Source organism: Vulcanococcus sp. Clear-D1, from assembly GCF_014654725.1.
Lineage (GTDB): Bacteria > Cyanobacteriota > Cyanobacteriia > PCC-6307 > Cyanobiaceae > Vulcanococcus.
Genome location: NZ_JACVZV010000013.1, coordinates 42,405 through 66,511, shown reverse-complemented (window position 1 = coordinate 66,511; position 24,107 = coordinate 42,405). Strand labels below are relative to the sequence as shown.

The following is a 24,107-nucleotide window of genomic DNA, read 5'->3' as shown; positions in this document are numbered from 1 at the left end:
GGCCAACATAGAAGATGCCACCAATATCATCACTCTCGACAACACAGGCGTAGTTGATGCCGCTAGCAATGCCGGCTCTGGCTCCACCACCTCCAGCAATTACACCGTCGATACGCTGCGCCCAACCGCAACCATCTCCCTTGCGGATTCGGCTCTCACAATTGGTGAGACCTCCCTCGTCACCATTACCTTCTCAGAAGCTGTTACCGGCTTCACTAACGCTGATCTCACCGTTGAAAACGGCACCCTCAGCTCTGTCTCCTCCGCCGATGGTGGCATCACCTGGACCGCCACGTTCACGCCAACGGCCAACATAGAAGATGCCACCAATATCATCACTCTCGACAACACAGGCGTAGTTAATGCCGCTAGCAATGCCGGCTCTGGCACCACCAGCTCCAGCAATTACACCGTCGATACAGTTGATGACACTGCTCCTACTGTTGCCAACCAGTCCTTCTCCTACGCAGAAAATCAAGCCGCTGGCGCCACCGTTGCATCCGTCATCGCCTCTGATGCCGTTGGTGTCACTCAATTCCGCTTTGAAAATGCAGGCGGCACTCCTGGTGCCACATCCACCGATGGCTTCTTTGCCATCGACAACGCTGGCATCATCACCATCACCGCAGCCGGTGCCGCCGCTGGCATCGATCAAAACGACTTTGAAACCGGCCTGAACGCCTTTATCTACAACGTTCAAGCCGCTGATACCGCTAACAATTGGTCCGCAGCTGCAACCATTACCCTCTACGTCACCGACGTTGATGACACTGCGCCTCCACTCATTGATCAAGTACCTGCAGATCCTGCTCCAGCAGGCACCAATATCCAACCCAATGACGATGACGGAGATGGTCTCAGGGAAGTTGTCACAAGCGCTGATGGCACGAGCGTGGATGGCAACCGCGATGGCGTCCCTGATGCGCAACAAACGGAAGTAGCTGGTCTTCGTCTGATCAATGACGGCGCCAAAGGTTCAGACTATGGCGCCTTAGTCGTTAGCCCCGGCGTACAACTCGGTGGGGTCACACTCACAGCTCCATCCGCAGACGGCAGCATGCCCGTCACCGCCAGAGGTGGCGGCACAGTTGTTACAACAACTCCCTATGGCATGACCAATGCATTTGCAGGCGTGGTGTCGTTCGATCTTTCCGGAATTGCTCCCGGCGGCGCTACCCAGGCGACAATCAGCTTTCCTTCAGGCCTGCCCACAGGGAGCGGCAACGCCTATGTGCGCTTCAACTACAGCACTAACCGGTTTGAGGAATACGTCGACGCAGCAGGGAATCCCCTGTACGCCTTCGTCGACAGCGATGGCGACGGGAGCTTTGACGCCGTGATCCTCACCCTGGTAGATGGGGATCTCAACTGGGATGGTGATGGCCTCGCCAACGGCACCGTGGTCGACCCCGGTTACTTAGCCAGTGGCAAAAGAAAACTGAAGGGCACCCAGGATCCAGACACACTCCAGGGAAATATCCTGGCTAACAAAATAAGGGGGCACAAAGGCAATGACACTCTGACAGGCGGCCTGGGCAATGACCGCCTACGTGGTGGGCGTGGCAACGACCACCTCCGTGGTGGAGAGAACGATGATCTCATCAGAGGCGGTAAGGGAAAGGATTGGATGCGCGGTGGCAGAGGTATGGATGCCTTCTGGTATGCGAGCAAAAAAGCCTCACTCCCCAGCAAAGCGGAACGCGACATCGTCAAATTCGGAAGAAACGACCGTTTTGTGTTCTCCTCCTTTGATGGCGATACAAACACGGAGGGCCTCCAAACACTCACTTTCATTGGAGAAATGGTTTTCTCTGGCATGGCCGGTGAACTGCGCGCAAACGCTTCGGTGTTGGAGGCAGATCTAGACGGCGACTCGGTGGCTGATTTCGCCGTCAAGCTGCGCGGCAGTGGCCAGATCAGCAGCAACAATCTCGTGCTCTGATCCAGATTCAGTCCCTCAACTCAGCTGCAGCCGCAGCCGATTGAGGGACTCGCCTGCGGCAAGGGTCTGGATCCAGGCACGACCACGGCTATCTCCAAAGTGCACCCCCTCGCTGCTGCAGCCATCCGGGCCCGCCACCGCCAGATGCACCAAACCCACCGGCTTGGCGTCACTACCACCACCGGGCCCGGCCACCCCCGTGATCGCCAGGGCCCAATCGGCACCCGTGGCACGCCGCGCTCCTTCGGCCATGGCCTTGACCACCGGATCGCTCACAGCACCGTGAGCGTGCAGCAGCTCAGCCGGCACCCCCAGAAGCCCCTGCTTCACGCTGTTGGCATAAGCGATCACCCCGCCCAGCCACACATCCGAAGCCCCAGGCACCCCCGCCAAGGCAGCCCCAAGGCCCCCGCCCGTGCAACTCTCAGCCACCGCCAGGGTCTGGCCGCGCTGGCGCAGCAGCTGCAACACCACAGCCGCCAGGGTGTCGGCATCGGCCCCGAAGCAGGCCTTGCCCGCGCGGGCGCGGATCTCCGCCTCCACCGGCACCAGCAGGGCCTCTGCCTCAGACGTGGACGCAGCACGCGCCGTGATCCGCAGCTTCACCTCACCAGCACCGGCGTAAGGGGCCACGGTGGGATTGGAGCCCTCCAAAAGGTCGGCCATCTGTTCGGCCAAGTTCGACTCGCCCACGCCCCAGAAACGCAGCATGCGGCTGGCGAACACACCCTCCGCCAGGCCAGCGGCCTGCAGCCAGGGAGCGGCGGTGGCCTCCCACATCGCCCGCATCTCGCTGGGAACTCCCGGGAAGGTGAGGATCGTGAAATCCGGGCGCGGGCTCCAGATCATGCCGGGAGCAGTGCCGGTGGGATTGGGCAGCAAGGCGGCCCCCTCCGGCAGGAAGGCCTGGCGGCGGTTGCTGGCGGCGCAGGGGCGGCCGCGGGCCGCGAGGCGGGCCTGGATCTCGGCCCACGCCTGGGGATGCTCCACCAGGGGCGCTCCGAAGGCAGCGGCGATCGCCTCGGTGGTGAGGTCGTCGGGCGTGGGGCCCAGGCCACCGGTGGTGATCAACACACGGCAGCGCTGAGGGGCGGCCTGCAGCTCAGCGATCAGGCGCTCGCGGTTGTCGCCCACCACGAGCTGACGGTGGTGCGCAATGCCCAGGGCCGCAAGCTGCTCGGCGATCCAGCGGGCGTTGCCGTTGGTGATGTTGCCCAGCAGCAGCTCGGTGCCGATGCAGAGGATTTCAGCGCTCATCCCCGGCCAACTCGCGGTTGAGGCTGCGGCGAGCGGCGATCACCACCACAATCAGCACCGCCGTGGCGAGGCCCAGCCAGAGAAAACGCAATTCCGCATTGGCCAGCACCAGAGCCAACGCTGCCAGCCACTGGGTGAAGGCATAGATCAGCACCACCGTGCGGCGGTGGCTGAAGCCGGCCCGCAGCAGGCGATGGTGAAGGTGGCGCCGATCGGGATAGAAGGGCGAATGGCCCTGGCTGAGGCGCCCCATGATCACGGCCGACATGTCGGCCAAAGGCAGCGACAGGATCAGCAGCGGCAGCAGCAAGCTCACGCTGGTAAGCCCTTTGGCCGGGCCCACGATGCTGATCGCCGCCAGGGCAAAACCGAGGAAATAGGAACCGCCATCCCCCATGAAGATGCGGGCCGGGTTGAAGTTGTGGCGGAGGAAGCCAAGGCAGCTGCCCGCCAGTGCCGCGGCCAGCAGCCCCGGCGCCGGCTGATTGAGGCTGTAACTCACTGACAGCAGGCCCACGGCGGCGATACCGCTCACGCCGGCGGCCAGGCCATCCAATCCATCCAGCCAGTTGATCGCATTGGTGATGCCCACCAGCCAGATCACCGTGGCGATCAGGCTCAGACCATCCGGCAACGGGATGGCGCCGGGCGGCCCGCCCAAGAGATGAAAGGGCAGATCAATGGCCCCGATCTGCACGCCCTGGCTCCACACCGCCATGGCCACCAGCACCTGGCCGCCGAGACGGGGCAGCGGGGGCAAGGCGAACAGGTCATCCGCCAGGCCGATCACAAAGAAGCAGAGGGCGCCGGCGATGGTGGTCCAGATCTGGCTGTCGCGCTGGGGGGGCAGCTCCACGAAGCCGCCCATCAGCCAGATCAAGGCCAGCGCAATCACAAAACCGCCCACGATGCCCACCCCGCCCAGGCGCACCATCGGAGTGGTGTGCTGCTTGCGGGAATCGGGCTGATCGATCAGGCCCCAGCGCAGACCGGCGCGACGCACGATCGGCACCACGAGCGCTGTGCAGAACGCCGCAATGCCGAATGCCAGAACAGCGGCGAGATCCGGCCGGCTGGAGATCATCGGGGGCGGTGCGCGGTCGGAATCGAGGCCCAAGTGGGCCCTGCCGGGCGCAGCTTAAGCAGGGCCCAGCTCCGGGGCGATCATGGAAGGGCCGCGGCAGGCCAGTCGTTCAAGCGGGCTGCAGTTCGCGGGCCTCGGCGTAGAGCGGGAAGCGCTCGCAGAGGGCCGCCACACGCTCGCGGCAGCGCTGCTCGATCGCGCTGTCTTCAGGGTTGAGCAGGCGATCGGCGATCACATCGGCCACCTCACGGAAGGCCGCTTCATCGAAGCCGCGAGTGGTGCAGGCGGCGGTGCCCAGGCGCAGGCCGCTGGTTACGAAGGGCGACTGGGGATCGAACGGCACCGTGTTCTTGTTGGCGGTGATGTGCACATCGCTCACCAGCAGGTCGGCCACCTTGCCGGTCATGCCGATGCCGCGTAGATCCAGCAGCACGATGTGGTTGTCGGTGCCGCCGCTCACCACATCAATGCCGCGCTCCTGGATGCGGGCGGCCAGGGCCTGGGCGTTGGCCACCACCTGCTGGGCATAGGTCTTGAAGGAAGGCTGCAGCGCCTCACCGAAGGCCACGGCCTTGGCGGCGATCACATGCTCAAGCGGGCCGCCCTGGCTGCCGGGGAACACCGCCTTATCGAACTGCTTGGCAAATTCAGCGTCGCGGCAGAGGATCAGACCACCGCGGGGGCCGCGCAGGGTTTTGTGGGTGGTGGTGGTCACCACATCGCACACGGGCACGGGGTTGGGGTGCACACCAGCGGCCACCAGACCAGCGATGTGGGCCATGTCGGCCAACAGATAGGCACCCACTTCATCGGCAATGGCGCGGAAGGCCTCGAAGTTGATGGTGCGGGGATAGGCGGAGTAGCCGCACACGATCAGCTTCGGCTTGTGCTCGAGCGCGAGCTGCCGGATGGTGTCGAAGTTGAGCTGCTGGGTGGCCTCATCCACGCCGTACTGCACCACCTTGAACCACTTGCCACTCACGTTCACGGGCGAACCGTGGGTGAGGTGGCCGCCATGGCTGAGGTCCATGCCCATGATCGTGTCGCCGGGCTGCAGCAGCGCCAGGAACACAGCAAAGTTGGCCTGGGCACCGCTGTGGGGCTGCACGTTGGCCCAAGCGGCACCGAAGAGCTCCTTGGCGCGCTCGATCGCCAGCTCCTCGATCGCATCCACGTGCTCGCAGCCGCCGTAGTAGCGCTTGGAGGGCAGGCCTTCGGCGTATTTGTTGGTGAGCACCGAGCCCTGGGCCTCCATCACGGCGCGGGAGGCGAAGTTCTCCGAGGCGATCAGCTCGAGGTGCGTCTGCTGACGCTGCAGCTCCTGACCGATCAGAGCAGCGATTGCGGGGTCACCGGCCGCCAGCGACTGGTTCACGGCTGCTCCGGTGGACTCCGCCATGGCAGATCAAGGTGTTGATGTGACTTGGATCGTAAGAAACCGCAGCACACAGCGCCTCTCCGATGGGGCCTGGCTATCCGCGTGTGAGCACAAAAAAACCGCTCCCGAAAGAGCGGTTTCACTTGAAAGGCGCGCCTGGAGAGATTCGAACTCCCGACCCTCTGATCCGTAGTCAGATGCTCTAATCCGCTGAGCTACAAGCGCCTTCGCCTGCCCTGACATTGTGCCCATACCGAGGGCCCACCCGTCAACAGACCTCCGCCTCCAATCCCCGATGCCGATCCGCTGGTACGGACCCGCCAACCCTGAAGACCCCACCTACCGGCACTTCAACCGGATCGTGAATCTGGTGCTGCACACGATGGTGTTCGCCGCTCTCAACAGCGGCCTGTGGTTCGTGCAGAACATGCGCCATCCCTTCAGCCACCTGGCCTGGCTCACCGAGGCTTGGGCCCTGCTGCTGGTGGTGCAGCTGATCAGCGTGGTCGCCAGGCGACCGGAAACGCCATCCTGAGACCACACCCGCCATCGCCGCGATGCCCCTCTCCGCCAGCGAGATCCGCGATCTGCAATTGGAGATCGCCGACCGGCTCTACATCCAGATCGGGGGTTGGCACCTGTATCTGGGCGATGCCGGCGTAGCCGAAGCGCTGGCGATCGAATGCGCCGCCCGCCTTGATCAAGGCGCCGGTGTGTGCGCGCGCCAGGCCCTTGAAGCGGTGCAGGTGCCCATCGGCGGTGGCAGCAGCAAGTTGCCGCTGGCACGGCTCGTGCCGGCCGGCCAGCTGCAGGATCTCGAGGATCTGCTCGCCAACCACGGCTAGGGTTGCGCATCCCGCTGCGGCCCTGTGCTGGTCATCGAGGTCACCAACGCCCGAGAGGTTGTTCGCCAGCGCATCGGCCCTCTGGGCAGCCGCCTGATCGGCAAGGTGGTGGACGCTGAAGCACAGGTGGAAAAGGCGCTGATGCAGGAAATGGAAACCGCCTTCCGCGACTTCGGTATCGAAGCGCGGATCTATTCGGTGGATGGGCCAGCCATGGTGGGCCGCAACCATCTGGAAGTGCCAATCCATGTGCGCGAAGAGCGCGTGGTGGAAGGCTGAGGCCGCCGCCTCAACGCTTGAACCGCAGGCGCCGCGTGATCTGACCACCGAATTGCCGGGTGATCTGCCTGGCTTCCGGCACACCGGCCCAGCTGGCCACAAGCCCATACACGAGCAGACCAGCGGCCGCGCAGAGGCCGCACTGCAAGAGCAGGCCCACCAGCTGGGAAGGCCAGGCGATCAGCACCGAGAGTCCGAAGCTGAGCCCACCAGCCAGCACCGCAGCCACCAGCAGGAGCAGGCTGTCGCGCACCCAGGCCAACAGCGGCAGCCCACCCAAACGGCGCTGCAGCGCCAGCAGCAGCGCCAAACAAGTGAGCAGATTCACCCCCACGGTGGCCAACACCAGGCCGGGGGCGCCGAAATTGAGAGCAGGCAGCTGCAAGCCCCAGGGCGTCGGACCACCCACCAGCAGCCAATCGAACAGGGCGTTCAGGCCGATGCCCGCCATTGAGAAGCGGAAGGGGGTGGTGCCGTCGCCAAGGGCATAGAACACGCGCACCAGCACATCGCGGCCGAGATAAGCGGGCATGCCGACGCCATAGGCCATCAGCAGGCCGCCCACCAGAGCGGCGGCACTGGCATTGAACGCCCCCCGCTCGTAGATGAGGGCCACGATCGGACCTGCCAGGGCCACCATCAGGGCCCCCAGGGGGAGCATCGAGGCATTGGAGAGCATCAGCCCCTGACGGATGCGGCTGATCAGCTCCGGCCGATCGCCCGGAGCGGTGAGCCGGGCATACACCGGCAGCAGCGGCACGAGCAGGGCGTTGGAGAGCAGGCCCAGGGGCGTTTGCACCAGCAGGTTGGCGTAGCCCAGGCCTGCCGCCGCGCCCACGATCCCGGACGCGAAGAACAGATCGGTGAACACGTTGATCTGCAACATGCCCGAGGAGAGGGTGGCGGGGCCCATCACCCGCAGCACCTCCTGGACGCCGGGGTGCTTCCAATCCCACACCAGCTGGAACTTGTGCAGCCCCTGGCGCGCCAAAGCCGGCAACTGAATCAGCCACTGGAACACCGCCCCCAACAGCGTGGTGCCCGCCAACACGGCACCGCCGAGGAAGGCGTACTGGGGCAGAGCGATGTCGGACCCCAGGTGCAGCCAGAGGATCCCCAGGCCGGCGATCACCGCCACGCTGGAGAGCAAAGGGCTCACCGAAGGCAACCAGAACTCATCCGCGGCATTGAGGGCCCCAAAGCCCAGGCCGATCAGGCCAGCGAAGAGGGCCATCGGCGCCATCCAGCGCAGCTCCAGCACCGCGATCGCGTGGCGCTCGGCATCCAGCCCTGGGCCCACCAGATCAATGAGCGGATCCGCCGCCACAAACAAGAGCAGCGTCACCCCGATCAGGGCTGCACCCACCAGGGTGTTGATAGCGGCGAGCACATGGGCGCCTTCCTCACGGGGCCGGCGCGAGAGGGCGCTCACCATGGCGCTGTGGAAGGGGCCATTGATCCCGCCCAGCAGGATCAACAAAAAGCCCGGCAACACATAGGCGTAGTTGTAGGCGTCGTAGGCGGCGCCTACACCGAAGGCGGCCGCGATTGCCTGCTGGCGCACCAGACCGGCCAGCTTGCTCAGGGCCGTGGCCACCGCCACGATCAGGGCAATGCGGCGTAGCGAGCGCGCCGGCGCTGGGGCTGGGCTGGGCGATTCGCTCGGGGATTCGCTCATGTAGTGCGGCCTTGGCCCCAACTCGGGCGATTCTTGCCTGCAGAAGCCTCGCCGTCATGCCGGTTGCCGCCGCACCCGAAGCCCAACCTGTGCTGACGCTGGAGCCCTTGCAGGAGGGCGTGCTGTTCAAGCGCTACAAACGCTTCCTCGCCGATGTTCAACTCGACAACGGCGAGGTGGTGACCGCCCACTGCGCCAACACCGGGCCGATGACCGGGGTGCTGCACGTGGGCGGGCGCGTGCGGCTGCGCCATGCTCCCTCCCCCACCCGCAAGCTGGCCTGGACCTGGGAGCAGGCGCAAGTGCCCGGGGCGGATGGCGAGCCGGTGTGGGTGGGGATTAACACAGCACTGCCCAACCGCCTGGTGCGCGCCACGATCGAGGCCGGCTGCCTGGAGCCCTGGCTGGGGCCGATCGCGGGCATCCGCGCTGAGGTGGCCTATGGCGCCAACCGCCGCAGCCGAATCGATCTGCTGCTCACCCCCGCCGAAGGCGCTGCTGATCCACGGCCGATCTATGTGGAGGTGAAGAACACCACCTGGACCGACGGCGATCTGGCGCTGTTTCCCGACACCGTGACCGAACGGGGCCAAAAGCACCTCGAGGAACTGATGGGCGTGCTGCCTGAGGCCCGTGCCGTGCTGGTGCCCTGCCTGAGCCGCGCCGATGTGACCCGCTTCGCCCCCGGCGACAGCGCCGATCCCCGCTACGGCGAGCTGTTCCGCCAGGCTCTCGATGCCGGCGTGGAGGTGCTGCCCTGCCGCTATGGATTCAGCGCCACCGGCGTGGCCTGGCAAGGGCTTGCGGCAGTTCAACGCAGCGCGGATCTGCAGGCATGAGGCCTAAGCGATCCATGACGCCTGTGGAGCGAACCGCGCCACCAGCTGCTCCTGCAGGCGCAGCACAGCGGGTTCAGCCGCATGATCAGCCAGCACGGCCAGACGCTCCACGTAGGGATACGGCTGAACCGTGTCCTCCACCTGCCCTGGCCAATCCTGGGCTGCCTTCATCTCCGGAGTCAGAAAAGCCACTGTGAGGCTCTGGCCGGCGTAGCGGGATGGTTCCAGCCTCCGCAACCGCTCAGGAGCCGACCCGGGACCAGCCTCGAGCGCTTTGAACCAGTCGCCGGAACGCTGCCGACAGCTCTCCGGCAGAAACGGCATCAGCAACAGATTGAGCTGTCCATTCTCCTGCTGCCACCAGAAACGATCCCGGACCTCTGTGGGATGGTCATCGGAACCCGGGAACAGAATCAGTTGAATCGGGCTCCGGTAGAGATCCAGTAACACCAGATCGTCCTGACAGGCAGGCAGCTGGGTTGGCGTGACCAGGCAGGCATCCAGGATGTGCTCCCTCAGAAGAGTCACCGGGTCGTCACAGACCAGATCCGGCACCAAAGGATTGGCGCACCATCCTTCCGGCAGATCACGCAGTGCTTCCCGCCGGGTCCAGTACGGAACGTGCAACCTCAGGGGGTGATGGCCGCGAAAGCGCGCCTGCTGGTGCACCTGCCGCTCCAGATCCAGAAGCGCAAGATCGCCAGTGGGCCGGCGGCCAGACTGATCACGTTCGAGCTTCAGGCCAAACTGCCGGAGCACAGCCTGCGTTCGCCGGCAGATGGTGCTCTGGTTGGAAAAGGCCAGCTGGGCAGCCTGCTCGGTGGTCTTGAGCCAGATGAGCAAATCAAGGGCTGCCAACTGCTCCTGCGTGACCATGCGCGCCCCATAACCAGCTGCGCCCTCTGTAGGGCGAAAACAACTCAGCATGCAACCCAACCTGAGCGGTGGAGCCCCATAGAGTTGAAAGCCCCCGTGCCCGCCGCCGTGGATACCCGCGCGTTCAAGCGATCCCTGCACCATTCGGATCGCTACAACCGCCGCGGCTTCGGCCTGGGCGAGGAAGTGGCGGGCAGCCTGGAGCAGGCCTACCAGAGCAACCTGATCGCCAGCCTGCGGGAGAACGGCTATCAGCTGCAGCACGGGCGGCTGAGCGTGAAGCTTGCCGAAGCCTTTGGTTTCTGCTGGGGCGTGGAGCGCGCGGTGGCCATGGCCTACGAGACGCGGCGCCACTACCCCACCGAGCGCATCTGGATCACCAACGAGATCATCCACAACCCCTCGGTGAACGATCACCTGCGGGAGATGAACGTGCTGTTCATCCCCGTGGATGGCGGCGTGAAGGACTTCTCCAACGTGGCCAGCGGCGATGTGGTGATCCTGCCTGCCTTCGGCGCCACGGTGCAGGAGATGCAGCTGCTGAACGAGCGCGGTTGCCACATCGTGGACACCACCTGTCCGTGGGTCTCCAAGGTGTGGAACACCGTGGAGAAGCACAAGAAGCACGACATCACCTCGATCATTCACGGCAAGGTGAAGCACGAGGAAACGCTGGCCACCAGCTCCTTTGCGGGCACCTACCTGGTGGTGCTGGATCTGGCCGAAGCGCAACTGGTGTGCGACTACATCCTCGGCAAAGGCGACCGCGAGGCCTTCATGGCCCGCTTCGCCAAGGCCTGCTCCCCTGGCTTTGATCCCGACCGCGATCTCAACCGCGTCGGCGTGGCCAACCAAACCACGATGCTCAAGAGCGAAACCGAGGAAATCGGCCGCATGTTTGAGCGCACGATGCTGCAGCGCTTCGGCCCTGTGGAGCTCAACGACCATTTCGTGGCGTTCAACACGATCTGCGATGCCACCCAGGAGCGCCAGGACGCGATGTTCGCCTTGGTGGATGAGCCCCTCGATCTGATGGTGGTGATCGGTGGCTACAACTCCTCCAACACCACCCACCTCCAGGAAATCGCGGTGAGCCGCGGCATCCGCTCCTTCCACATCGATACGCCCGAGCGGATTGGCCCAGGCAATCGAATCGAGCACAAGCCCTTGGGGGGCGAACTGGAGGTGGTGGAGCCCTTCCTGCCGGAGGGAACGCTGCGGGTGGGGATCACCTCCGGCGCCTCCACGCCGGATCGTGTGGTGGAAGACGTGATCAGCCGGCTGATCGATCTGGCTGACGCCTGATCGGGCTGTCACAGCGACTGCAATCCAGGCCGCAGCCGGGCTTTACATTGTTTCAACATTCACTGGTTCAGGCCTGGGGAGAACCGACCGCGTTGATCTCATCGGTGACCAACCCCCTGCCTGAGTTGAGCGAAACGCTGCAGCCATCCCTGCGCCACAGCGAGGATTCTCGGGTGCGCTGCTACAGCAGCCAGTTCGCCGACCTGATGGAGATGCGGGCTCCGGCCCACATCGTGGGGGCCTACCTGGATCGCCATGAGGGCTGGTTCCGCCGCTGCGCCGCCCCGATGCAGGTGGATGCCCTGGGGCGCAATGGCTACGTGCTCACCCTCGGCCGCTTCGGCAACTTCGGCTTTGAGGTAGAGCCCACGATTGGCCTGGAGCTGCTACCCCAGAGCGCCGGCGTGTATCGGATCTGCACCGTGCCCCCCGAGCAGTTCCAGCCCGGCCTGCGCGACCTCTACGACGTGGAATTCAACGCAGCACTGCGACTTGAGGAGCAATCTGCCGATGCTCCGCTCACGGAGGTGCGCTGGGAACTGGATCTGAGTGTGTGGATCAAGCTGCCGTCGGTGATCGGCCTGCTGCCGGAATCCCTGGTGCAGAGCAGCGGCGATCACCTGCTGCGCCAGATCGTGCGCCAGATCTCCCGCAAGCTCACCTGGAAGGTGCAGGAAGACTTTCACGCCACCCACGAGCTGGATTGCCCGCCGCGGCGGCGGGCACAGTTCTGAGGGATTGGCTGATCAGGCGGGCCGGTTTTCCCAGATCTTGTTGACGATCTGCATGCCGGTCACGGCCTGCCACAGGAACAGGGTGACCACACCCATGTTCAGACCCACGTGGATCTTGCGGGCGATCAGGTTGCCCTGCTGCATCAGGGGCGAGAGAGCGGCAGCCACCACCAGCATGCTGCTCATGGCAATGCCCACCAGCAGGTGAGGGCCCACAAACAGCTTGCCGTTGTTGATGTAGGTGACGGCCATGCCACCAAAGGTGCCGAGCACCATCACCGCCAAAACGGCACTGCCATAGAGGTAGTGGCGCTTGGCGAATTGCCCTTTGATCAGGGTCTTGCGGGTTTCGGCGTCAGCGGTGCGGGTTTTCTTGGCCTTAATGCCCAGAAACATCGCGTAGCCGCTCAGGGCCAACAGCGCCCACATCGCCAGGGGATGCAGGAAGTTGAGGTTAAAAGCGAGGCTCTCGGGCATGGGAGCGAGCTGTGATCAGCGCAGTGGGGCGAAACTAGGGCAGAGGCGTCAGCCTCAGTGCAGGAAATGCCGGCGGCCAGTGGTGACCATCGCCAGCCCCAGCTCATCGCAGGCGGCGATCGAATCGGCATCACGCACGCTGCCGCCGGGCTGAATCACAGCCGTGATGCCGTGCTGGGCTGCCAAACGCACGGTGTCGTCGAAGGGGAAGAAGCCATCGCTGGCCAACACAGCGCCCTTGGCTTTTTCACCGGCGGTTTCAAGGGCAATGCGGGCTGAACCCACCCGGTTCATCTGGCCGGCACCAATGCCGAGGCTCTGTCCGCCCTTGGCCACGGTGATCGCGTTGGAGCGCACATGGCGCACCAAACGCCAGGCGAAGCGCAGATCCTCCAGCTCCTGAGCGGTGGGCTGGCGCTGGCTCACCACCTCCCACACCGTTTCATCCACTGGCTGGTCATCGAGCTCCTGCACCAGCACCCCACCGAGCACGCTGCGCAGCTGCTGACGGCTGGCACGCTCAATTGCCGCCGGATCCAGCTCCAGCAGGCGCAGGTTGGCCTTAGCCGCCAGCAGCTCTCGGGCGGCCGGCTCAAACACCGGCGCCACCACGCACTCCAGGAACAGGCTGGTGAGATGGCCGGCGGTGGCCGCATCTACCGGGCCGTTGATGGCCACGATGCCGCCAAAGGCCGACACGCGATCGGCATCGAGGGCCCGCTCGAGGGCGTTGGCGCTGCCGCTGCCGGTGGCCACACCGCAGGGGTTGGTGTGCTTCACCACCACCGCTGCCGGCTGGAAGGGGTTACCGCCAGCCGGCTGGCCGCCGTAGCCGAACTCCCGCACCGTGGCGAGGGCGGCTTCGAGATCAAGGATGTTGTTGTAGCTGAGCTCCTTGCCCTGCAGCTGCTCGCCGGCGCCGAGGCCAGCGCCGGGCTGGGCATACCAGGTGGCGTTCTGGTGGGGGTTTTCGCCGTAGCGCAGGCTCTGGCGAGCGGGCAGATTGAGCGTGAGCTGCTCAGCCGTGGCTTCCTCCTGGCTGAGCTGGCTGGCGAGCCAGGCGCTGATGGCGGTGTCGTAGTCGGCGGTGTGGCTGTAGGCCTCGAGGGCGAGCCGGCGGCGCAGGGCCTCACTCAGGGCTCCGGCGGCCAGGGCCTCCAGGAAAGCGGGGTATTGGCTGGGGCTGGTGAGCACCGCCACATCGGCGTGGTTTTTGGCGGCGGCGCGCACCATGGCCGGGCCGCCGATGTCGATGTTTTCGATCGCCAGATCCCAGCTCACATCCGGGCGGGCGATGGTTTCGCGGAAGGGATAAAGGTTCACCACCACCACATCAATCGTGGCGATGCCCTGGGCTTCCAGATCCGCCTGGTGGGAGGGTTCGGAGCGCTTGGCGAGGATGCCGCCGTGGATGCGGGGGTGCAGCGTTTTCACCCGGCCGCCGAGGATTTCAGGGGCGCCGGTGTGCTCCGCCACCTTGGTCACGGGCAGACCTGCCGCCGCCAGCGCCGCGGCCGTGCCGCCGCTGGAAATCAGCTGGTAGCCGGCGGCCAGCAGTCCTTCAGCCAGGGGCACCAGGCCGTCCTTATTCGACACGCTGAGCAGGGCCGTGGGCGCCATGGCTGTTGAGTGGAGGGCAAGCGTTCCAACCTACGCAGCAGCAGCACTTCACGCCGATGACCGGTTCCTTCTCTGATCAGCTCCAATGCGGCCCCGCTGAGGCCGCCTGTCGGCTGGTGCTGCTGCATGGCTGGGGAGCCGATGCCGACGACCTGTTGAATCTCGGCCCGTTGCTGGTGAGCCCTGACGTGAGCGTGGTGGCGCTGCGGGCACCGGAGCCGCATCCCTACGGCACAGGCCGCCAGTGGTACGGCCTGCAGCCAATCGACTGGACGCAGCTGCCCGCCGCCCGCACGGCCCTCAAAGAGCGCCTGGAGGATCTGGCCACCACGGTGCCCCTAGCCAGCACGGTGCTGCTCGGCTTCTCCCAGGGAGGCGCTATGGCCTTGGATGTGGGCAGCAGCCTGCCTTTAGCCGGCATCGTGGCCTGCAGTGGCTATCCCCATGAGGGCTGGCATCCGGGTGCAGCGGTGGCACCGGTGCTGCTCAGCCATGGACGGGAGGATCCCGTGGTGCCCTTCGCCGCCAGCAAAGCCGCTCAGGAGCGGCTGATCGCCGCCGGCAACAGCGCCGAACTGCTCGCGTTCGATGGCGGTCACACCATTGATGCTGCGGTGCTGCCGCAGATCCGAGCCTTTGTACGCCAGCAGCTGAACACACAGCCATGAAAAAAGCCGGTCCCTTGGGACCGGCTGGAAGCGCAAACGCCGTTTCGCTCAAACGAAGGCGTATTCGTACTCCTCCATCTCTTCCCAGTCGTCGGCAGCCATGGCCTCCAGGCCGGCGAACAGGGTGTCCTCGCCGATGCGATCCACGATCTCGCGCAGAGAGGGGAACAGGAAGTGGTTCTCTTCGGCGTACTGGGCACTGAACAGACCCTTCTCGCCCCAGAAGAAGCGGTCGGTGGTGTGCTCGTTGCGACGCACGTTCAGGATCGCGGGGGGCACGATGCCGCCCTCAGCGATGTAGCGACGTGCAGCGGTGACGGGTTTGTAGTCGCCGGTTTCGAGGTTGTGGGTGGCGACATGAGCCAGAACCCGCTGACCGGCTAGACGGCGGCGACTGATGCGCTTGCGCTTCTTGGACATGGAGCTAAGCCCGTGAGGGCAGGGTGGATGGAGTCGGACGATGAGGACCAGCCACAAGGACCGGAAGCCTCGGCAACGCCCATACACCTGCGAGCCGGGTGGGCGCCACAACGGCACCGCTCCGATCAGCAGAGGACGCAACATCCACTGCTGTAGCCTCAATTGCACGGAGATGCAACAAAAGCCGGATGGGCCGATCGCTGCGCCGCCCGAACCCGGACCGCGAGGTATTGGTCGATACCGAGAATCTTAAGACTTTTTCCCAGATTTCGAACACGGTCGGGGAAATTTCTGCTGGGCCTGCGCGCTGAGCGGGCCGGATCCCACCCCAGTTCCCGCTCAGATGCAGGTCTCCAAGCGGTTTCTGGCACTGCTCGAGCAGCAGCTGGCCCAATTCACGGATCGGCCCGACCTCCTGGCCCTGGTGGTGTATGTGGCGGTGCCAGAACCCAGTGGCCAACCCTCGCTGGTGGCGATCGGCCGCTGGCCCCAGTCCCTGGCCCTTAGCGAAGGCACCGCTGCGGGACACGACGCCAACGTGGAAAGCGGCCGCCGCTGGCTGGCTCTGCGCGACGAGACGATGCTGCTCGGCGCCCTGCGGGTGGATGCGGATCGCTGGCCCTGGCCCGCCAGCCTCAGCGAACGGCTGGAGGCCACAGCTCGCTGCCTCACCGAAGCGCTGCGCCTGGATCTGGAGCAGCAGCGGCTGGGCCGCGAGCTGAGCCAGCGCGACGACGAGCTGCGGCTGCTGGTGCATCAACTGCGCAATCCCCTGGCCGCCCTGCGCACCTTCGGGCAACTGCTGCGCCGGCGCCTCGATGGCGATGCCCGCAACCTCTCACTGGTGGACAGCCTGCTGGGTGAGCAGCGCCAGATCAGCCGCTATGTGGAAGCGATCGATCACCTCACCGAAGCCCCCGCTCTCGTGAGCAGCGACACCAGCACGCCCCTACTGCTGCCGCCCGCGCTCAGCGAGAGCACACCACAGAGCCTCGAGCAGATCCTGCGGCCGCTGCTGGAGCGCGCCGCCGCCACCGCCAATCTGCAAGGGCGCCCCTGGCAGACCCCCACATCCCTACCCAATTGGCAGGGCGATGGCAGCGCCATCGGTGAAATCGTGGCCAACCTGCTGGAAAACGCCTTCCGCTACAGCCGCAGCGGCGGCGCCATCGGTCTGCACTGCCAATGCACCGGGCGCCTGGAGCTGAGCATCTGGGACAGCGGGCCTCCGGTGCCCCTGGAGGAGCGAGAGCAGATCTTTGCCAAGGGGGTGCGGGGCAGCCGTGGTGCGGCCCTGCCGGGCAGCGGCCTGGGGCTCGCCCTGGCCCGCGATCTGGCCCGCAGCCTGGGCGGCGAGCTGGAGCTGGTGGTGCCCGCCAGCAGCCTCGATCCGCAGCTGCCCGCCGCCGGCAACGCGTTTCGCCTCAGCCTGCCGCTGTCATCCGCCAGCTGATCAAGCCCATCAGCAGCAGGCTCCAGCTCACCGTCCATTCCACGCAGGCGCCATAGCTGTCGCCGCTGTGGCCGCCGAGGCGCCGCCCCAGCTCAAGCGGCACCAACACCGCCGGCAGCAGCCCCAGCCAGCCCAGCCACCACCAGGGCCCCGCCGCAAAGCGGAGGGCCAGAGCGGTGAGTGCCCCCAGCAGCATCAGCGAAGGCACCAGCTCCGCCCACCAACCTTGCCAATGGCGGCGATGGAAGGCGGCGGTGCCAGTGCCGGGTTCGCGCAGATAAGGGAACAGCTGCATCGCCACCAACGGCGCGATCCGTCCCCACACCGCAGCCCACACCAACCCCCAGGGCGCCGCGACCGCCAACAAGGCGAGCCCCCCGATCCGCACCAACACCAGCTGCAGCAGCGCCTGAACGCCACTGGCCCCCACGCGGCTGTCGTCCATCGCCTCCAGGCGGCGCTGCGGCCCCGCCGCCAGCCCATCGGCCGTATCCATGGCGCCATCGAGATGCAGGCCGCCGCTGAGGGCGCTGCCGAGCGCGAGCACCAAGGCCAGCTGCGCCACAAGCCCAGCGCCGGCCAGCCCCTGCCACAGCGCCGCCTCCAGCCCACCGATCACCAGCGCCACCCAGGGGGCGAAACGGGCAATGCGTTCAAACCGCGGCGTGATCCCAGGCGGCAGCGGCAGCACGCTGTAAAAGATCCAGGCGCCGGCCAGATCCCCCAGCCAGGCGAGGCGAAACGGGGCCTTGGCCACGGCCAGCAACGATGGGATCAGCCAATCCTGCTGCCTCGCTGGTGTTCGCGTTCGAGATCACAGCCCACTGCCCGAACACCCGCGCCCGCTGCGGCTGCTTTCACACCCCCCATGGGGTGGTGAACACCCCGCGGTTCATGCCGGTGGGCACCCTGGCCACGGTGAAGGGCGTGACACCCGCCCAGCTCAAGGCCACCGGCGCCGAGATGGTGCTCTCCAACACCTTCCACCTGCACCTGCAGCCCGGCGAGCAGATCGTGGCCGACGGCGGCGGCCTGCACCGCTTCATGGCCTGGGACGGCCCGATGCTCACCGATTCGGGCGGCTTCCAGGTGTTCAGCCTGGGCGACATCAACACGATCAACGACCGGGGCGTGGTGTTCCGCTCCCCCCGCGACGGCGCCCGCATCGACCTCACCCCCGAGCGCTCGATGGCGATCCAGATGACCCTGGCCGCCGATGTGGCGATGGCCTTCGATCAGTGCCCGCCCTATCCGGCCACCGAAAGCGAGGTGGCCGCCGCCTGCCGCCGCACCCACGCCTGGTTGGAGCGCTGCATCACCAGCCACACCAAAAGTGATCAGGCCCTGTTCGGCATCGTGCAAGGGGGCTGTTTCCCGCATCTACGCGAAGAGTCGGCTCGGGTGGTGAGCTCCATGGGGCTACCCGGCATCGCCGTAGGCGGGGTGAGCGTGGGTGAGCCGGCCGAAGAGATGCACCGGATCGTGCGCCAGGTGGGGCCGCTGCTGCCCGACGACAAGCCCCACTACTTAATGGGGGTGGGCACTCTGCCGGAGATGGCGATCGCGGTGGCTAACGGCTTCGATGTGTTTGATTGCGTTCTCCCCACCCGATTGGGCCGCCATGGCGCGGCCTTGGTGGGCGGCGAACGCTGGAACCTCAAGAACGCCCGCTTCCGCCACGACCACACCCCCCTCGATCCGAGCTGCTCGTGCCCGGCCTGCACGGTGCACAGCCGCGCCTACCTGCACCACCTGATCAAGACCGATGAACTGTTGGGCAAGATCCTGCTGAGCCTGCACAACATCACCCAGCTGGTGCGCTTCAGCAGCGCCATGGCCCGCGCGATTCGCGACGGTTGTTTTGCAGAGGATTTCGCTCCCTGGGAACCCGACTCCCCAGCCGCACACACGTGGTAGCGTCCGCCTCTAGCCAACGAACATTCCGGGATGGCCGCCTACGCCCTGCAGACCCTGGCCCAGCTGCCCGAGGCCTATCAGGCCTTCGCGCCCCTGGTGGACATCCTGCCGATCATTCCCCTGTTCTTCTTGCTGCTGGCCTTCGTATGGCAGGCCTCGGTGGGCTTCCGCTGAAGCCAGCAGATTGATCCTGAACCGCTGAGACCAGATCTCGGCAGTTCCAACCATTGCGGTGGGAGCTTGGCTTCCACCGCTTTTTGCTGACTAAGCCTGAGCAACGGCCCTCAATCAGCCGCGCCGCAGCACCTCCCAAGCAAACGCAGGCAGGGCCAACATGCGCCGCCAGCGGCTGGGCTCCTGGATCAGGCGATAGAGCCACTCGATCTGCAGCCGGCCCATCCACTCGGGCGCACGCTGCTTGGTGCCCGACCACACGTCAAAGCTGCCGCCCACGCCCATCCACAGGCCCGGCTGTTCTGGATGCAGCCGCTGAATCCAGGTTTCCTGGCGGGGCACCCCCAGGGCCACCAGCACCAGATCCGGCCGGGCTTGCTGCAGCTGCTGCTCGATGCCCGGCCACTGCTCCGGGTCTTGATAGCCATGGATGGCGAAGGCCAGATCGATCTGCGGGATCTCGGCCTGCAACCGCTCCACCAACCGCTCCATCACCTCGGGGCTGGCCCCCACCAGCGCCACCCGCCACTGGCGGGCTGCGGCGTACACCAGCAACTGGCGGGCGAGCTCAATCCCCGGGCTGCGACGCACCCGATAGCCCTGGCGCCCCAGAGCCCACACCACGCCGGCCCCGTCGGGAATCACCAGATCGGCCTCGGCGATGGCGGCGCCGAGCTCGGGATTAGCCCGAGCCGCCATGGTCATCTCAGCGTTGAGCGTCACGATCTGGCCGCCACCGCGCTGTTTGAGCTCCAGTGCGGCCGCAAACACGTTGCTGCTCACGGCCACCTGTACGCCAAGCACGGAGGTCACCGTCCACGAGGGCGGCTCTGTGGAACCTCGAAAGCCAGTGCGGGACGCATCCGTCGCCATTGATGCCATCGAGCGCAGGGGCCACACGAGAGAATCTATGGCTGCAGCCCGGTTCCGCCGCGCCCACGATGCTCAGCAGCGCACCCACGGCCAGCCAGGCGACACCGTTGCAGCTGAGCGCCGCCGAAGCCTGGCAGCGGTTGCAGGAGCTCGATGCTCAGATCGATCGGGTGGTGCTGCAGCGCCAGCACCCGATCACCGGCCTGTTGCCCGCCAGCACCGCCAACACGGTGCACGGCAACTACGGCGACGCCTGGGTGCGCGATTGCGTGTATTCGATCCAATGCGTGTGGGGTCTGGCGCTGGCACACCGGCGCCTCAGCGGCGCCACCACGCGTGTGTTCGAGCTGGAGCAGCGGGTGCTGCAACTGATGCGCGGCCTGCTCAACGCCATGCTGCGCCAGGCCGCCAAGGTGGAGCGCTTCAAGCACAGCCTCGAGCCGCTGGATGCACTGCACGCCAAATACGACACCAGCAGCGGCGAACCGGTGGTGCCCGATGACGGCTGGGGCCACCTGCAGCTCGATGCCACGGCTCTCTTCCTGCTGCAGCTGGCGCAGCTCACCCGCTCCGGCCTAGTGGTGGTGCAGACCAGCCACGAACGCGATTTCATCCAAAACCTGGTGTATTACGTGGCCCGGGCCTACCGGGTGCGCGACTACGGCATCTGGGAGCGGGGAGACAAGGGCAACCACGGCCTGCCGGAGCGCAATGCCAGTTCGATTGGCCTGGTGAAGGCATCGCTGGAAGCGCTGGAAGGCCTGGATCTCTATGGCCCCCACGGCAATGGCCAGTGCAGCCTGCACATCCCCCACGACGCAATCGTGCGCCTGCGCCGCGCCCTCACCGGCCTGCTGCCGCGCGAATCCGCCAGCAAAGAGGTGGATGCGGCCTGCCTCTCGGTGATCGGCTACCCCGCCTGGGCCGTGGAGGATCCTTCGCTAGTGGAGCGCACCCGCAGCAAGATCCGCACCGAGCTGGGCGGGCCCTACGGCTACAAGCGCTTCCGCCGCGACGGGCACCAAACCGTGGTGGAAGACCACACCCGCCTGCACTACGAACGCGAGGAGCTGGCCCAGTTCGAGCACATCGAATGCGAATGGCCGCTGTTTCTGGCCTACGAGCTGATCACCGCCTGCTGCGAAGAGCGCTGGGCCGAAGCCTGGCAATGGCGCGAGCGGCTCCACCGCGTGGCGGTGGACGTGGATGGTGTGGCGCTCCTGCCGGAGCTCTACGTGGTGCCGAAGGAGGCTGTGGAAGCCGAGCGCCTGAAGCCCGGCAGCCAGCCGCGCATCCCCAACGAGAACGTGCCACTGCTCTGGACCCAGAGCCTCACCTGGCTCGGGGATCTCCTGCTGCTGGGCCTGCTCAAACCCGACGATCTCGACCCCAGTGGCCGCCGCCTGAGCTGCCCGCTTGGCGCCGATCAGGTGCTGGTGAGCTTCGTGCCGGCGCGTGAGCACATCGCCACCGCGCTGGAGCAGGCCGGCCTGGCGGTGACGCGCCCCGGCCAGGTGGCGATCGCCAGCTCGGCGGAACTGGGCGAGCGTATGGGGGCCGTGGGCGCCAATCCACGCCTGGGGCTCAGCGGCCACCCGCCGCTGCGGATGGAAACGATGGTGACGGCCCGGCTCTACCGCCAGGGCGGCCAACCGCTGGCCTTCCTGCCGGCCGTGCTCGAGGAGAGCACCTACTACCTCTCCGACGATCCCGAACTGCTGGTGGATGCGGTGGAGAGCGAGATCAGCCAATTGCAACGGCACTGGCGGGGCGCCGGCGCCCCGGTGCTGCTAATCCCCGTGGAGGAGGGCCCCTTCCAGCGCAGCCCGGATTCATTCCTGCGGCTTGGCGAGCGGCTGCGCAGTGGCCTGGTGAACGGGGTGGCGGTGCAGCTGGCACCCCTGCAGGAGCTGATGGACCAGGCCAGCTGGGCCGAACTGCCCGAGCACGCCCAACCCCAAGACCAGCCGCGCAGCCAACCGGCCCCCACCCTGCTGCGGGCCAGCACCGAACAACAACCGCTCACCGCCGAGGAGGAGCAGGAGCTGGAGGAGTCGGGGATCGACGCGCTCGCCGAGCGCCTCTGGCAAAGCCAATCGCTGCCGGAGCAGGCCGAGCTGCTGGAGCAACTCGTGCATCGCCTGGGCCTGGAGGCTGAGCTCAGCGGCCCCGGCGGCAGCGCCACCCCCCAGGCCCTGCTGGAGGAGATCTACCGGCGCGCGCTGGCCGATGCCAATTGGAACGTGGTGCGCCGCTGCGCCGGCTCCCTCGGCCTGGTGCACCCGCAGCTGGAAGACGCGCTCACCGATCTGTTGGTGCGCCAGAAGCAGGTGGTGGTGGGCCGCAACTACACCAACGAATCGCTGCTCAGCCAACCCACCGGCAGCCTGGCGATCGCGGCGATGATCCAGCGCTTCAGCGGCGAAGACGGCCGCGAATGGATGCTGCAGCAGGAGCTGCTCCTGGCCCTCGATGGTGTGGCCCGGCGGGAGCCGGCCCTGCTCAGCGGCAGCCTCACCCTGCAACTCGGTCAGCTGCTGTTGCTGCTCACCAGCGAACTGGCGGGCGAGCGCGATCTCACCCCGATCGAAGCGTTCGAGGCCCTCTGCGATGAGCCGCCCCACGCGATTCGCCGGCGCCTGCAGCAAGTGCTGCGCGATGTGGAGCACGCCAAGGCGGCGCTGCAGCGCAAGGAGCAGTTGCATGTGAGCGGCCGCGTGCGCTGGGAAGCGCCCGATCCCTTGGAGGAGCTGCCCAAGAGCGGTTGCTGGCTGAAGCACCGCGAGCGTATGGGAGCGCTGCAGATCGTGCCGCGCAACTTTCACCCGGGCATCTGGGAGCTGCTGCACCACTGCCGCGGCCTGGTGATCGGCGACAAGCTCGAGCGCCGCAACCGGCTCGAAAGCGCCCTGCTCAAGGAGAAAACCCCGGGCGAGCGCAACTTCGCCACCCACGTGGAGCACCTGCTCAGCAAGATCGAGGCGCCGGAATACCGCCGGCTCTGCATTGAAACGCTGATCACCCTGATTGCGTTTGTGGATGCCAACCCCCAGATGCGCTTCGACGACGACCTGGCCCTCGATGTGGTGATCGGCCACGCCGTGCGGGTGGGCTGGCAGCAGCAGCACCCCGAGCAGCCACCGGAGGAGTACCCCTCCCACAAGGCGGAAGCCTGGGATGGCTTCTACCGCTCCTCACCGGCCCAGTGCCGCCGCTGGCAGCTGCTGGCCCTCAAGGAGCTGGCGGAACTGCAGCCGGCCTAAATCGGCTCAGCCAGCGTCATGCAGAGCGTGGGCTGCTCCACGCACTGCTCGATCAGATCGGCGAGCAGCAGGGCGCGGGAGGCCTGGGGGCCATCCACCGCGGGCTGCTCCAGGCCGCGCACGCACTGGAGGAAGTGCTCCAGCTCGGCCACCAGAGGATCCACCGGTGAGGTGCTCACCTCTTCGATGAAGCCGTCGTTGCGGTAGAGCAGCTCGCCGTGATCGGCCGAGAACGACAGCTGGGTGCGGCGGTGGATCTGCAGGCTGCGGTTGAGGAAATCGGTTTCCACCAGCGCACTGCGGCAGTGGGCCGAGAGGCTGCGGATCTTGCGGTGGGCCATCTTGCTGGCCGTGAGGCTGGCCACCACGCCATTGGCAAAGCCGAGGGTGGCGTTCACGTAATCGATCGGGCCTTCGGCACTGCGACCCCCGGCGGCGGCGAGGCGCACCACCTTGGAGCCGGCCAGCTCGAGCACCAGATCGATGTCGTGGATCATCAGATCCAGAACCACCGACACATCGTTGGCGCGGTCGGGGTTGGGGCTGTGGCGGCGCGCTTCCAGCACCACCACCTCCTCATTGGCCACCACCTTCACCAGCTCGCGGAAGGCGGGGTTGAAGCGCTCGATGTGGCCCACCTGCAACAAGCGTCCGGCCTGCTCGGCAGCGGCGCTGAGCTCTGTGGCCTCCTCCTGGGTGGCGGCGATCGGCTTCTCGATCAACACGTGCACACCGGCCTTGAAGCAGGCCATGCCCACGCGGTGGTGCAGCAGGGTGGGCACAGCGATGCACACCGCCTCCACCTCGCTCAGCATCTCCTCGTAACTGGCGAACCAGCGGCAGCCGAATTGCTCCACCGCGAGCTGGCCGCGGGCGGGATCGGGATCCGCCACCCCCACCAGCTCGGCATCGCGCAGCAAGCTGAGCACCCGGGCGTGGTGCCAGCCCATGTTTCCGATTCCGATCACTCCAACGCGAACCGGCTGCATGGCGCTGGCGATCTGACGCAGAGATTATCGACGATG

The 24,107-nt window shown here is 66.3% G+C and carries 23 protein-coding genes and 1 tRNA gene; 12 read left to right on the top strand and 12 right to left on the bottom strand.

The genetic code is table 11. The features are described 5' to 3' along the window. On the top strand, positions 1–1,942 hold a 1,942-nt coding region (locus H9532_RS04180; protein ID WP_296365986.1), incomplete at its 5' end, for an Ig-like domain-containing protein. Between the two features lie 15 nt (positions 1,943–1,957). Here H9532_RS04180 and H9532_RS04175 read toward each other — a convergent pair. The 4 genes from H9532_RS04175 to H9532_RS04160 all read right to left on the bottom strand — a co-directional run bounded on the left by H9532_RS04175 (position 1,958) and on the right by H9532_RS04160 (position 5,886). Then, positions 1,958–3,199, bottom strand: a complete 1,242-nt coding sequence (locus tag H9532_RS04175) for a competence/damage-inducible protein A (RefSeq protein WP_296365985.1) — start codon at positions 3,197–3,199, stop codon at positions 1,958–1,960. Then, entirely contained in the window at positions 3,189–4,283 is a 1,095-nt protein-coding gene (locus H9532_RS04170; protein WP_296365984.1) for a glycosyltransferase family 4 protein, read from the bottom strand. Before H9532_RS04170 ends, H9532_RS04175 begins: the two co-directional genes overlap by 11 nt. Before the next feature lie 109 nt (positions 4,284–4,392). Continuing rightward, entirely contained in the window at positions 4,393–5,682 is a 1,290-nt protein-coding gene (glyA, locus tag H9532_RS04165) for a serine hydroxymethyltransferase (protein ID WP_296365983.1), read from the bottom strand. Between the two features lie 130 nt (positions 5,683–5,812). Then, positions 5,813–5,886 (bottom strand) — tRNA-Arg (locus H9532_RS04160). 70 nt (positions 5,887–5,956) lie between these two features. Between H9532_RS04160 and H9532_RS04155 the strand changes: the two genes are divergently transcribed. Genes H9532_RS04155 through H9532_RS04145 form a run of 3 tightly spaced genes read left to right on the top strand, consistent with a single transcriptional unit; the run spans position 5,957 to position 6,785 of the window. Then, complete coding sequence (locus H9532_RS04155; RefSeq protein WP_296365982.1) at positions 5,957–6,196, top strand: hypothetical protein; 240 nt, start codon at positions 5,957–5,959, stop codon at positions 6,194–6,196. Between the two features lie 22 nt (positions 6,197–6,218). Then, on the top strand, positions 6,219–6,506 hold the full coding sequence (locus H9532_RS04150) for a DUF3181 family protein (protein ID WP_296365981.1): 288 nt from the start codon (positions 6,219–6,221) through the stop codon (positions 6,504–6,506). A gap of 24 nt (positions 6,507–6,530) precedes the next feature. Then, on the top strand, positions 6,531–6,785 hold the full coding sequence (locus H9532_RS04145) for a cytochrome-c oxidase (protein ID WP_296365980.1): 255 nt from the start codon (positions 6,531–6,533) through the stop codon (positions 6,783–6,785). A gap of 10 nt (positions 6,786–6,795) precedes the next feature. Here the strand turns inward: H9532_RS04145 and murJ are convergent, their stop codons facing one another. Further along, positions 6,796–8,463 (bottom strand): murein biosynthesis integral membrane protein MurJ, encoded by a 1,668-nt coding sequence (gene murJ, locus H9532_RS04140; RefSeq protein WP_296365979.1) that lies wholly within the window; start codon positions 8,461–8,463, stop codon positions 6,796–6,798. Positions 8,464–8,519: 56 nt separating this feature from the next. On the opposite strand from murJ, the gene sfsA reads away from it, so the two are divergent. Next, a complete protein-coding gene (gene sfsA, locus H9532_RS04135) occupies positions 8,520–9,302 on the top strand; it encodes a DNA/RNA nuclease SfsA (RefSeq protein WP_296365978.1) in 783 nt (260 codons plus the stop codon). Positions 9,303–9,305: 3 nt separating this feature from the next. Here the strand turns inward: sfsA and H9532_RS04130 are convergent, their stop codons facing one another. Continuing rightward, entirely contained in the window at positions 9,306–10,178 is an 873-nt protein-coding gene (locus H9532_RS04130) for a hypothetical protein (RefSeq protein ID WP_296365977.1), read from the bottom strand. Positions 10,179–10,286: 108 nt separating this feature from the next. Here H9532_RS04130 and H9532_RS04125 point away from each other — a divergent pair, with 108 nt between their 5' ends. Together H9532_RS04125 and H9532_RS04120 are read left to right on the top strand one after the other, a co-directional pair. After that, the gene (locus H9532_RS04125) at positions 10,287–11,483 is read left to right on the top strand and encodes a 4-hydroxy-3-methylbut-2-enyl diphosphate reductase (RefSeq protein ID WP_296365994.1); all 1,197 of its coding nucleotides are present in this window, start codon (positions 10,287–10,289) and stop codon (positions 11,481–11,483) included. A 92-nt stretch (positions 11,484–11,575) separates the two neighbouring features. Further along, positions 11,576–12,217: a DUF1997 domain-containing protein gene (locus tag H9532_RS04120; RefSeq protein WP_296365976.1), complete on the top strand. Its 642-nt coding sequence runs from the start codon at positions 11,576–11,578 to the stop codon at positions 12,215–12,217. Positions 12,218–12,229: 12 nt separating this feature from the next. On the opposite strand, the gene H9532_RS04115 is transcribed toward H9532_RS04120, so the two are convergent. Further along, the gene (locus H9532_RS04115) at positions 12,230–12,694 is read right to left on the bottom strand and encodes a DUF4079 domain-containing protein (protein WP_296365975.1); all 465 of its coding nucleotides are present in this window, start codon (positions 12,692–12,694) and stop codon (positions 12,230–12,232) included. Positions 12,695–12,748: 54 nt separating this feature from the next. Next, positions 12,749–14,314, bottom strand: coding sequence for a bifunctional phosphoribosylaminoimidazolecarboxamide formyltransferase/IMP cyclohydrolase (gene purH, locus H9532_RS04110; RefSeq protein WP_296365974.1), 1,566 nt, complete (start codon positions 14,312–14,314; stop codon positions 12,749–12,751). 56 nt (positions 14,315–14,370) lie between these two features. Here purH and H9532_RS04105 point away from each other — a divergent pair, with 56 nt between their 5' ends. Continuing rightward, entirely contained in the window at positions 14,371–14,982 is a 612-nt protein-coding gene (locus H9532_RS04105) for a dienelactone hydrolase family protein (protein WP_296365973.1), read from the top strand. Positions 14,983–15,030: 48 nt separating this feature from the next. Here H9532_RS04105 and H9532_RS04100 read toward each other — a convergent pair whose 3' ends face one another. Next, positions 15,031–15,402, bottom strand: a complete 372-nt coding sequence (locus tag H9532_RS04100; protein WP_296365972.1) for a DUF3155 domain-containing protein — start codon at positions 15,400–15,402, stop codon at positions 15,031–15,033. A gap of 343 nt (positions 15,403–15,745) precedes the next feature. Here H9532_RS04100 and H9532_RS04095 point away from each other — a divergent pair, with 343 nt between their 5' ends. Continuing rightward, positions 15,746–16,855: a HAMP domain-containing sensor histidine kinase gene (locus tag H9532_RS04095; RefSeq protein ID WP_296365971.1), complete on the top strand. Its 1,110-nt coding sequence runs from the start codon at positions 15,746–15,748 to the stop codon at positions 16,853–16,855. On the opposite strand, the gene H9532_RS04090 is transcribed toward H9532_RS04095, so the two are convergent. Continuing rightward, positions 16,827–17,621, bottom strand: coding sequence for an adenosylcobinamide-GDP ribazoletransferase (locus H9532_RS04090; protein ID WP_296365970.1), 795 nt, complete (start codon positions 17,619–17,621; stop codon positions 16,827–16,829). The genes H9532_RS04095 and H9532_RS04090 overlap by 29 nt on opposite strands. Positions 17,622–17,653: 32 nt before the next feature. Between H9532_RS04090 and tgt the strand changes: the two genes are divergently transcribed. Together tgt and H9532_RS04080 are read left to right on the top strand one after the other, a co-directional pair. Next, a complete protein-coding gene (gene tgt / locus H9532_RS04085; protein ID WP_296365993.1) occupies positions 17,654–18,772 on the top strand; it encodes a tRNA guanosine(34) transglycosylase Tgt in 1,119 nt (372 codons plus the stop codon). Between the two features lie 30 nt (positions 18,773–18,802). Continuing rightward, positions 18,803–18,946, top strand: coding sequence for a photosystem II reaction center protein K (locus H9532_RS04080; RefSeq protein WP_010312123.1), 144 nt, complete (start codon positions 18,803–18,805; stop codon positions 18,944–18,946). 114 nt (positions 18,947–19,060) lie between these two features. Here the strand turns inward: H9532_RS04080 and H9532_RS04075 are convergent, their stop codons facing one another. Further along, positions 19,061–19,750, bottom strand: coding sequence for a WecB/TagA/CpsF family glycosyltransferase (locus H9532_RS04075; RefSeq protein WP_296365992.1), 690 nt, complete (start codon positions 19,748–19,750; stop codon positions 19,061–19,063). Between the two features lie 137 nt (positions 19,751–19,887). On the opposite strand from H9532_RS04075, the gene H9532_RS04070 reads away from it, so the two are divergent. Beyond that, positions 19,888–23,082 carry a glycoside hydrolase family 15 protein gene (locus tag H9532_RS04070; RefSeq protein WP_296365969.1) on the top strand — a complete coding sequence of 1,065 codons (3,195 nt, stop codon included), beginning with the start codon at positions 19,888–19,890 and terminating at the stop codon, positions 23,080–23,082. On the opposite strand, the gene H9532_RS04065 is transcribed toward H9532_RS04070, so the two are convergent. Next, positions 23,079–24,071: a Gfo/Idh/MocA family oxidoreductase gene (locus tag H9532_RS04065; RefSeq protein ID WP_296365968.1), complete on the bottom strand. Its 993-nt coding sequence runs from the start codon at positions 24,069–24,071 to the stop codon at positions 23,079–23,081. The genes H9532_RS04070 and H9532_RS04065 overlap by 4 nt on opposite strands. Positions 24,072–24,107: the final 36 nt, after the last annotated feature.

What these genes read in the sequence shown, in the direction of transcription:
- H9532_RS04070 (WP_296365969.1), top strand. Translation starts at nt 19,888, where the DNA reads ATGCTCAGCAGCGCACCCACGGCCAGCCAGGCGACACCGTTGCAGCTG.
- H9532_RS04150 (WP_296365981.1), top strand. Translation starts at nt 6,219, where the DNA reads ATGCCCCTCTCCGCCAGCGAGATCCGCGATCTGCAATTGGAGATCGCC.
- H9532_RS04115 (WP_296365975.1), bottom strand. Translation starts at nt 12,694, where the DNA reads ATGCCCGAGAGCCTCGCTTTTAACCTCAACTTCCTGCATCCCCTGGCG.
- murJ (WP_296365979.1), bottom strand. Translation starts at nt 8,463, where the DNA reads ATGAGCGAATCCCCGAGCGAATCGCCCAGCCCAGCCCCAGCGCCGGCG.
- H9532_RS04095 (WP_296365971.1), top strand. Translation starts at nt 15,746, where the DNA reads ATGCAGGTCTCCAAGCGGTTTCTGGCACTGCTCGAGCAGCAGCTGGCC.
- H9532_RS04105 (WP_296365973.1), top strand. Translation starts at nt 14,371, where the DNA reads ATGACCGGTTCCTTCTCTGATCAGCTCCAATGCGGCCCCGCTGAGGCC.
- H9532_RS04080 (WP_010312123.1), top strand. Translation starts at nt 18,803, where the DNA reads ATGGCCGCCTACGCCCTGCAGACCCTGGCCCAGCTGCCCGAGGCCTAT.
- H9532_RS04100 (WP_296365972.1), bottom strand. Translation starts at nt 15,402, where the DNA reads ATGTCCAAGAAGCGCAAGCGCATCAGTCGCCGCCGTCTAGCCGGTCAG.
- H9532_RS04130 (WP_296365977.1), bottom strand. Translation starts at nt 10,178, where the DNA reads ATGGTCACGCAGGAGCAGTTGGCAGCCCTTGATTTGCTCATCTGGCTC.
- H9532_RS04175 (WP_296365985.1), bottom strand. Translation starts at nt 3,199, where the DNA reads ATGAGCGCTGAAATCCTCTGCATCGGCACCGAGCTGCTGCTGGGCAAC.
- H9532_RS04155 (WP_296365982.1), top strand. Translation starts at nt 5,957, where the DNA reads ATGCCGATCCGCTGGTACGGACCCGCCAACCCTGAAGACCCCACCTAC.
- purH (WP_296365974.1), bottom strand. Translation starts at nt 14,314, where the DNA reads ATGGCGCCCACGGCCCTGCTCAGCGTGTCGAATAAGGACGGCCTGGTG.
- sfsA (WP_296365978.1), top strand. Translation starts at nt 8,520, where the DNA reads ATGCCGGTTGCCGCCGCACCCGAAGCCCAACCTGTGCTGACGCTGGAG.
- glyA (WP_296365983.1), bottom strand. Translation starts at nt 5,682, where the DNA reads ATGGCGGAGTCCACCGGAGCAGCCGTGAACCAGTCGCTGGCGGCCGGT.
- H9532_RS04065 (WP_296365968.1), bottom strand. Translation starts at nt 24,071, where the DNA reads ATGCAGCCGGTTCGCGTTGGAGTGATCGGAATCGGAAACATGGGCTGG.
- H9532_RS04170 (WP_296365984.1), bottom strand. Translation starts at nt 4,283, where the DNA reads ATGATCTCCAGCCGGCCGGATCTCGCCGCTGTTCTGGCATTCGGCATT.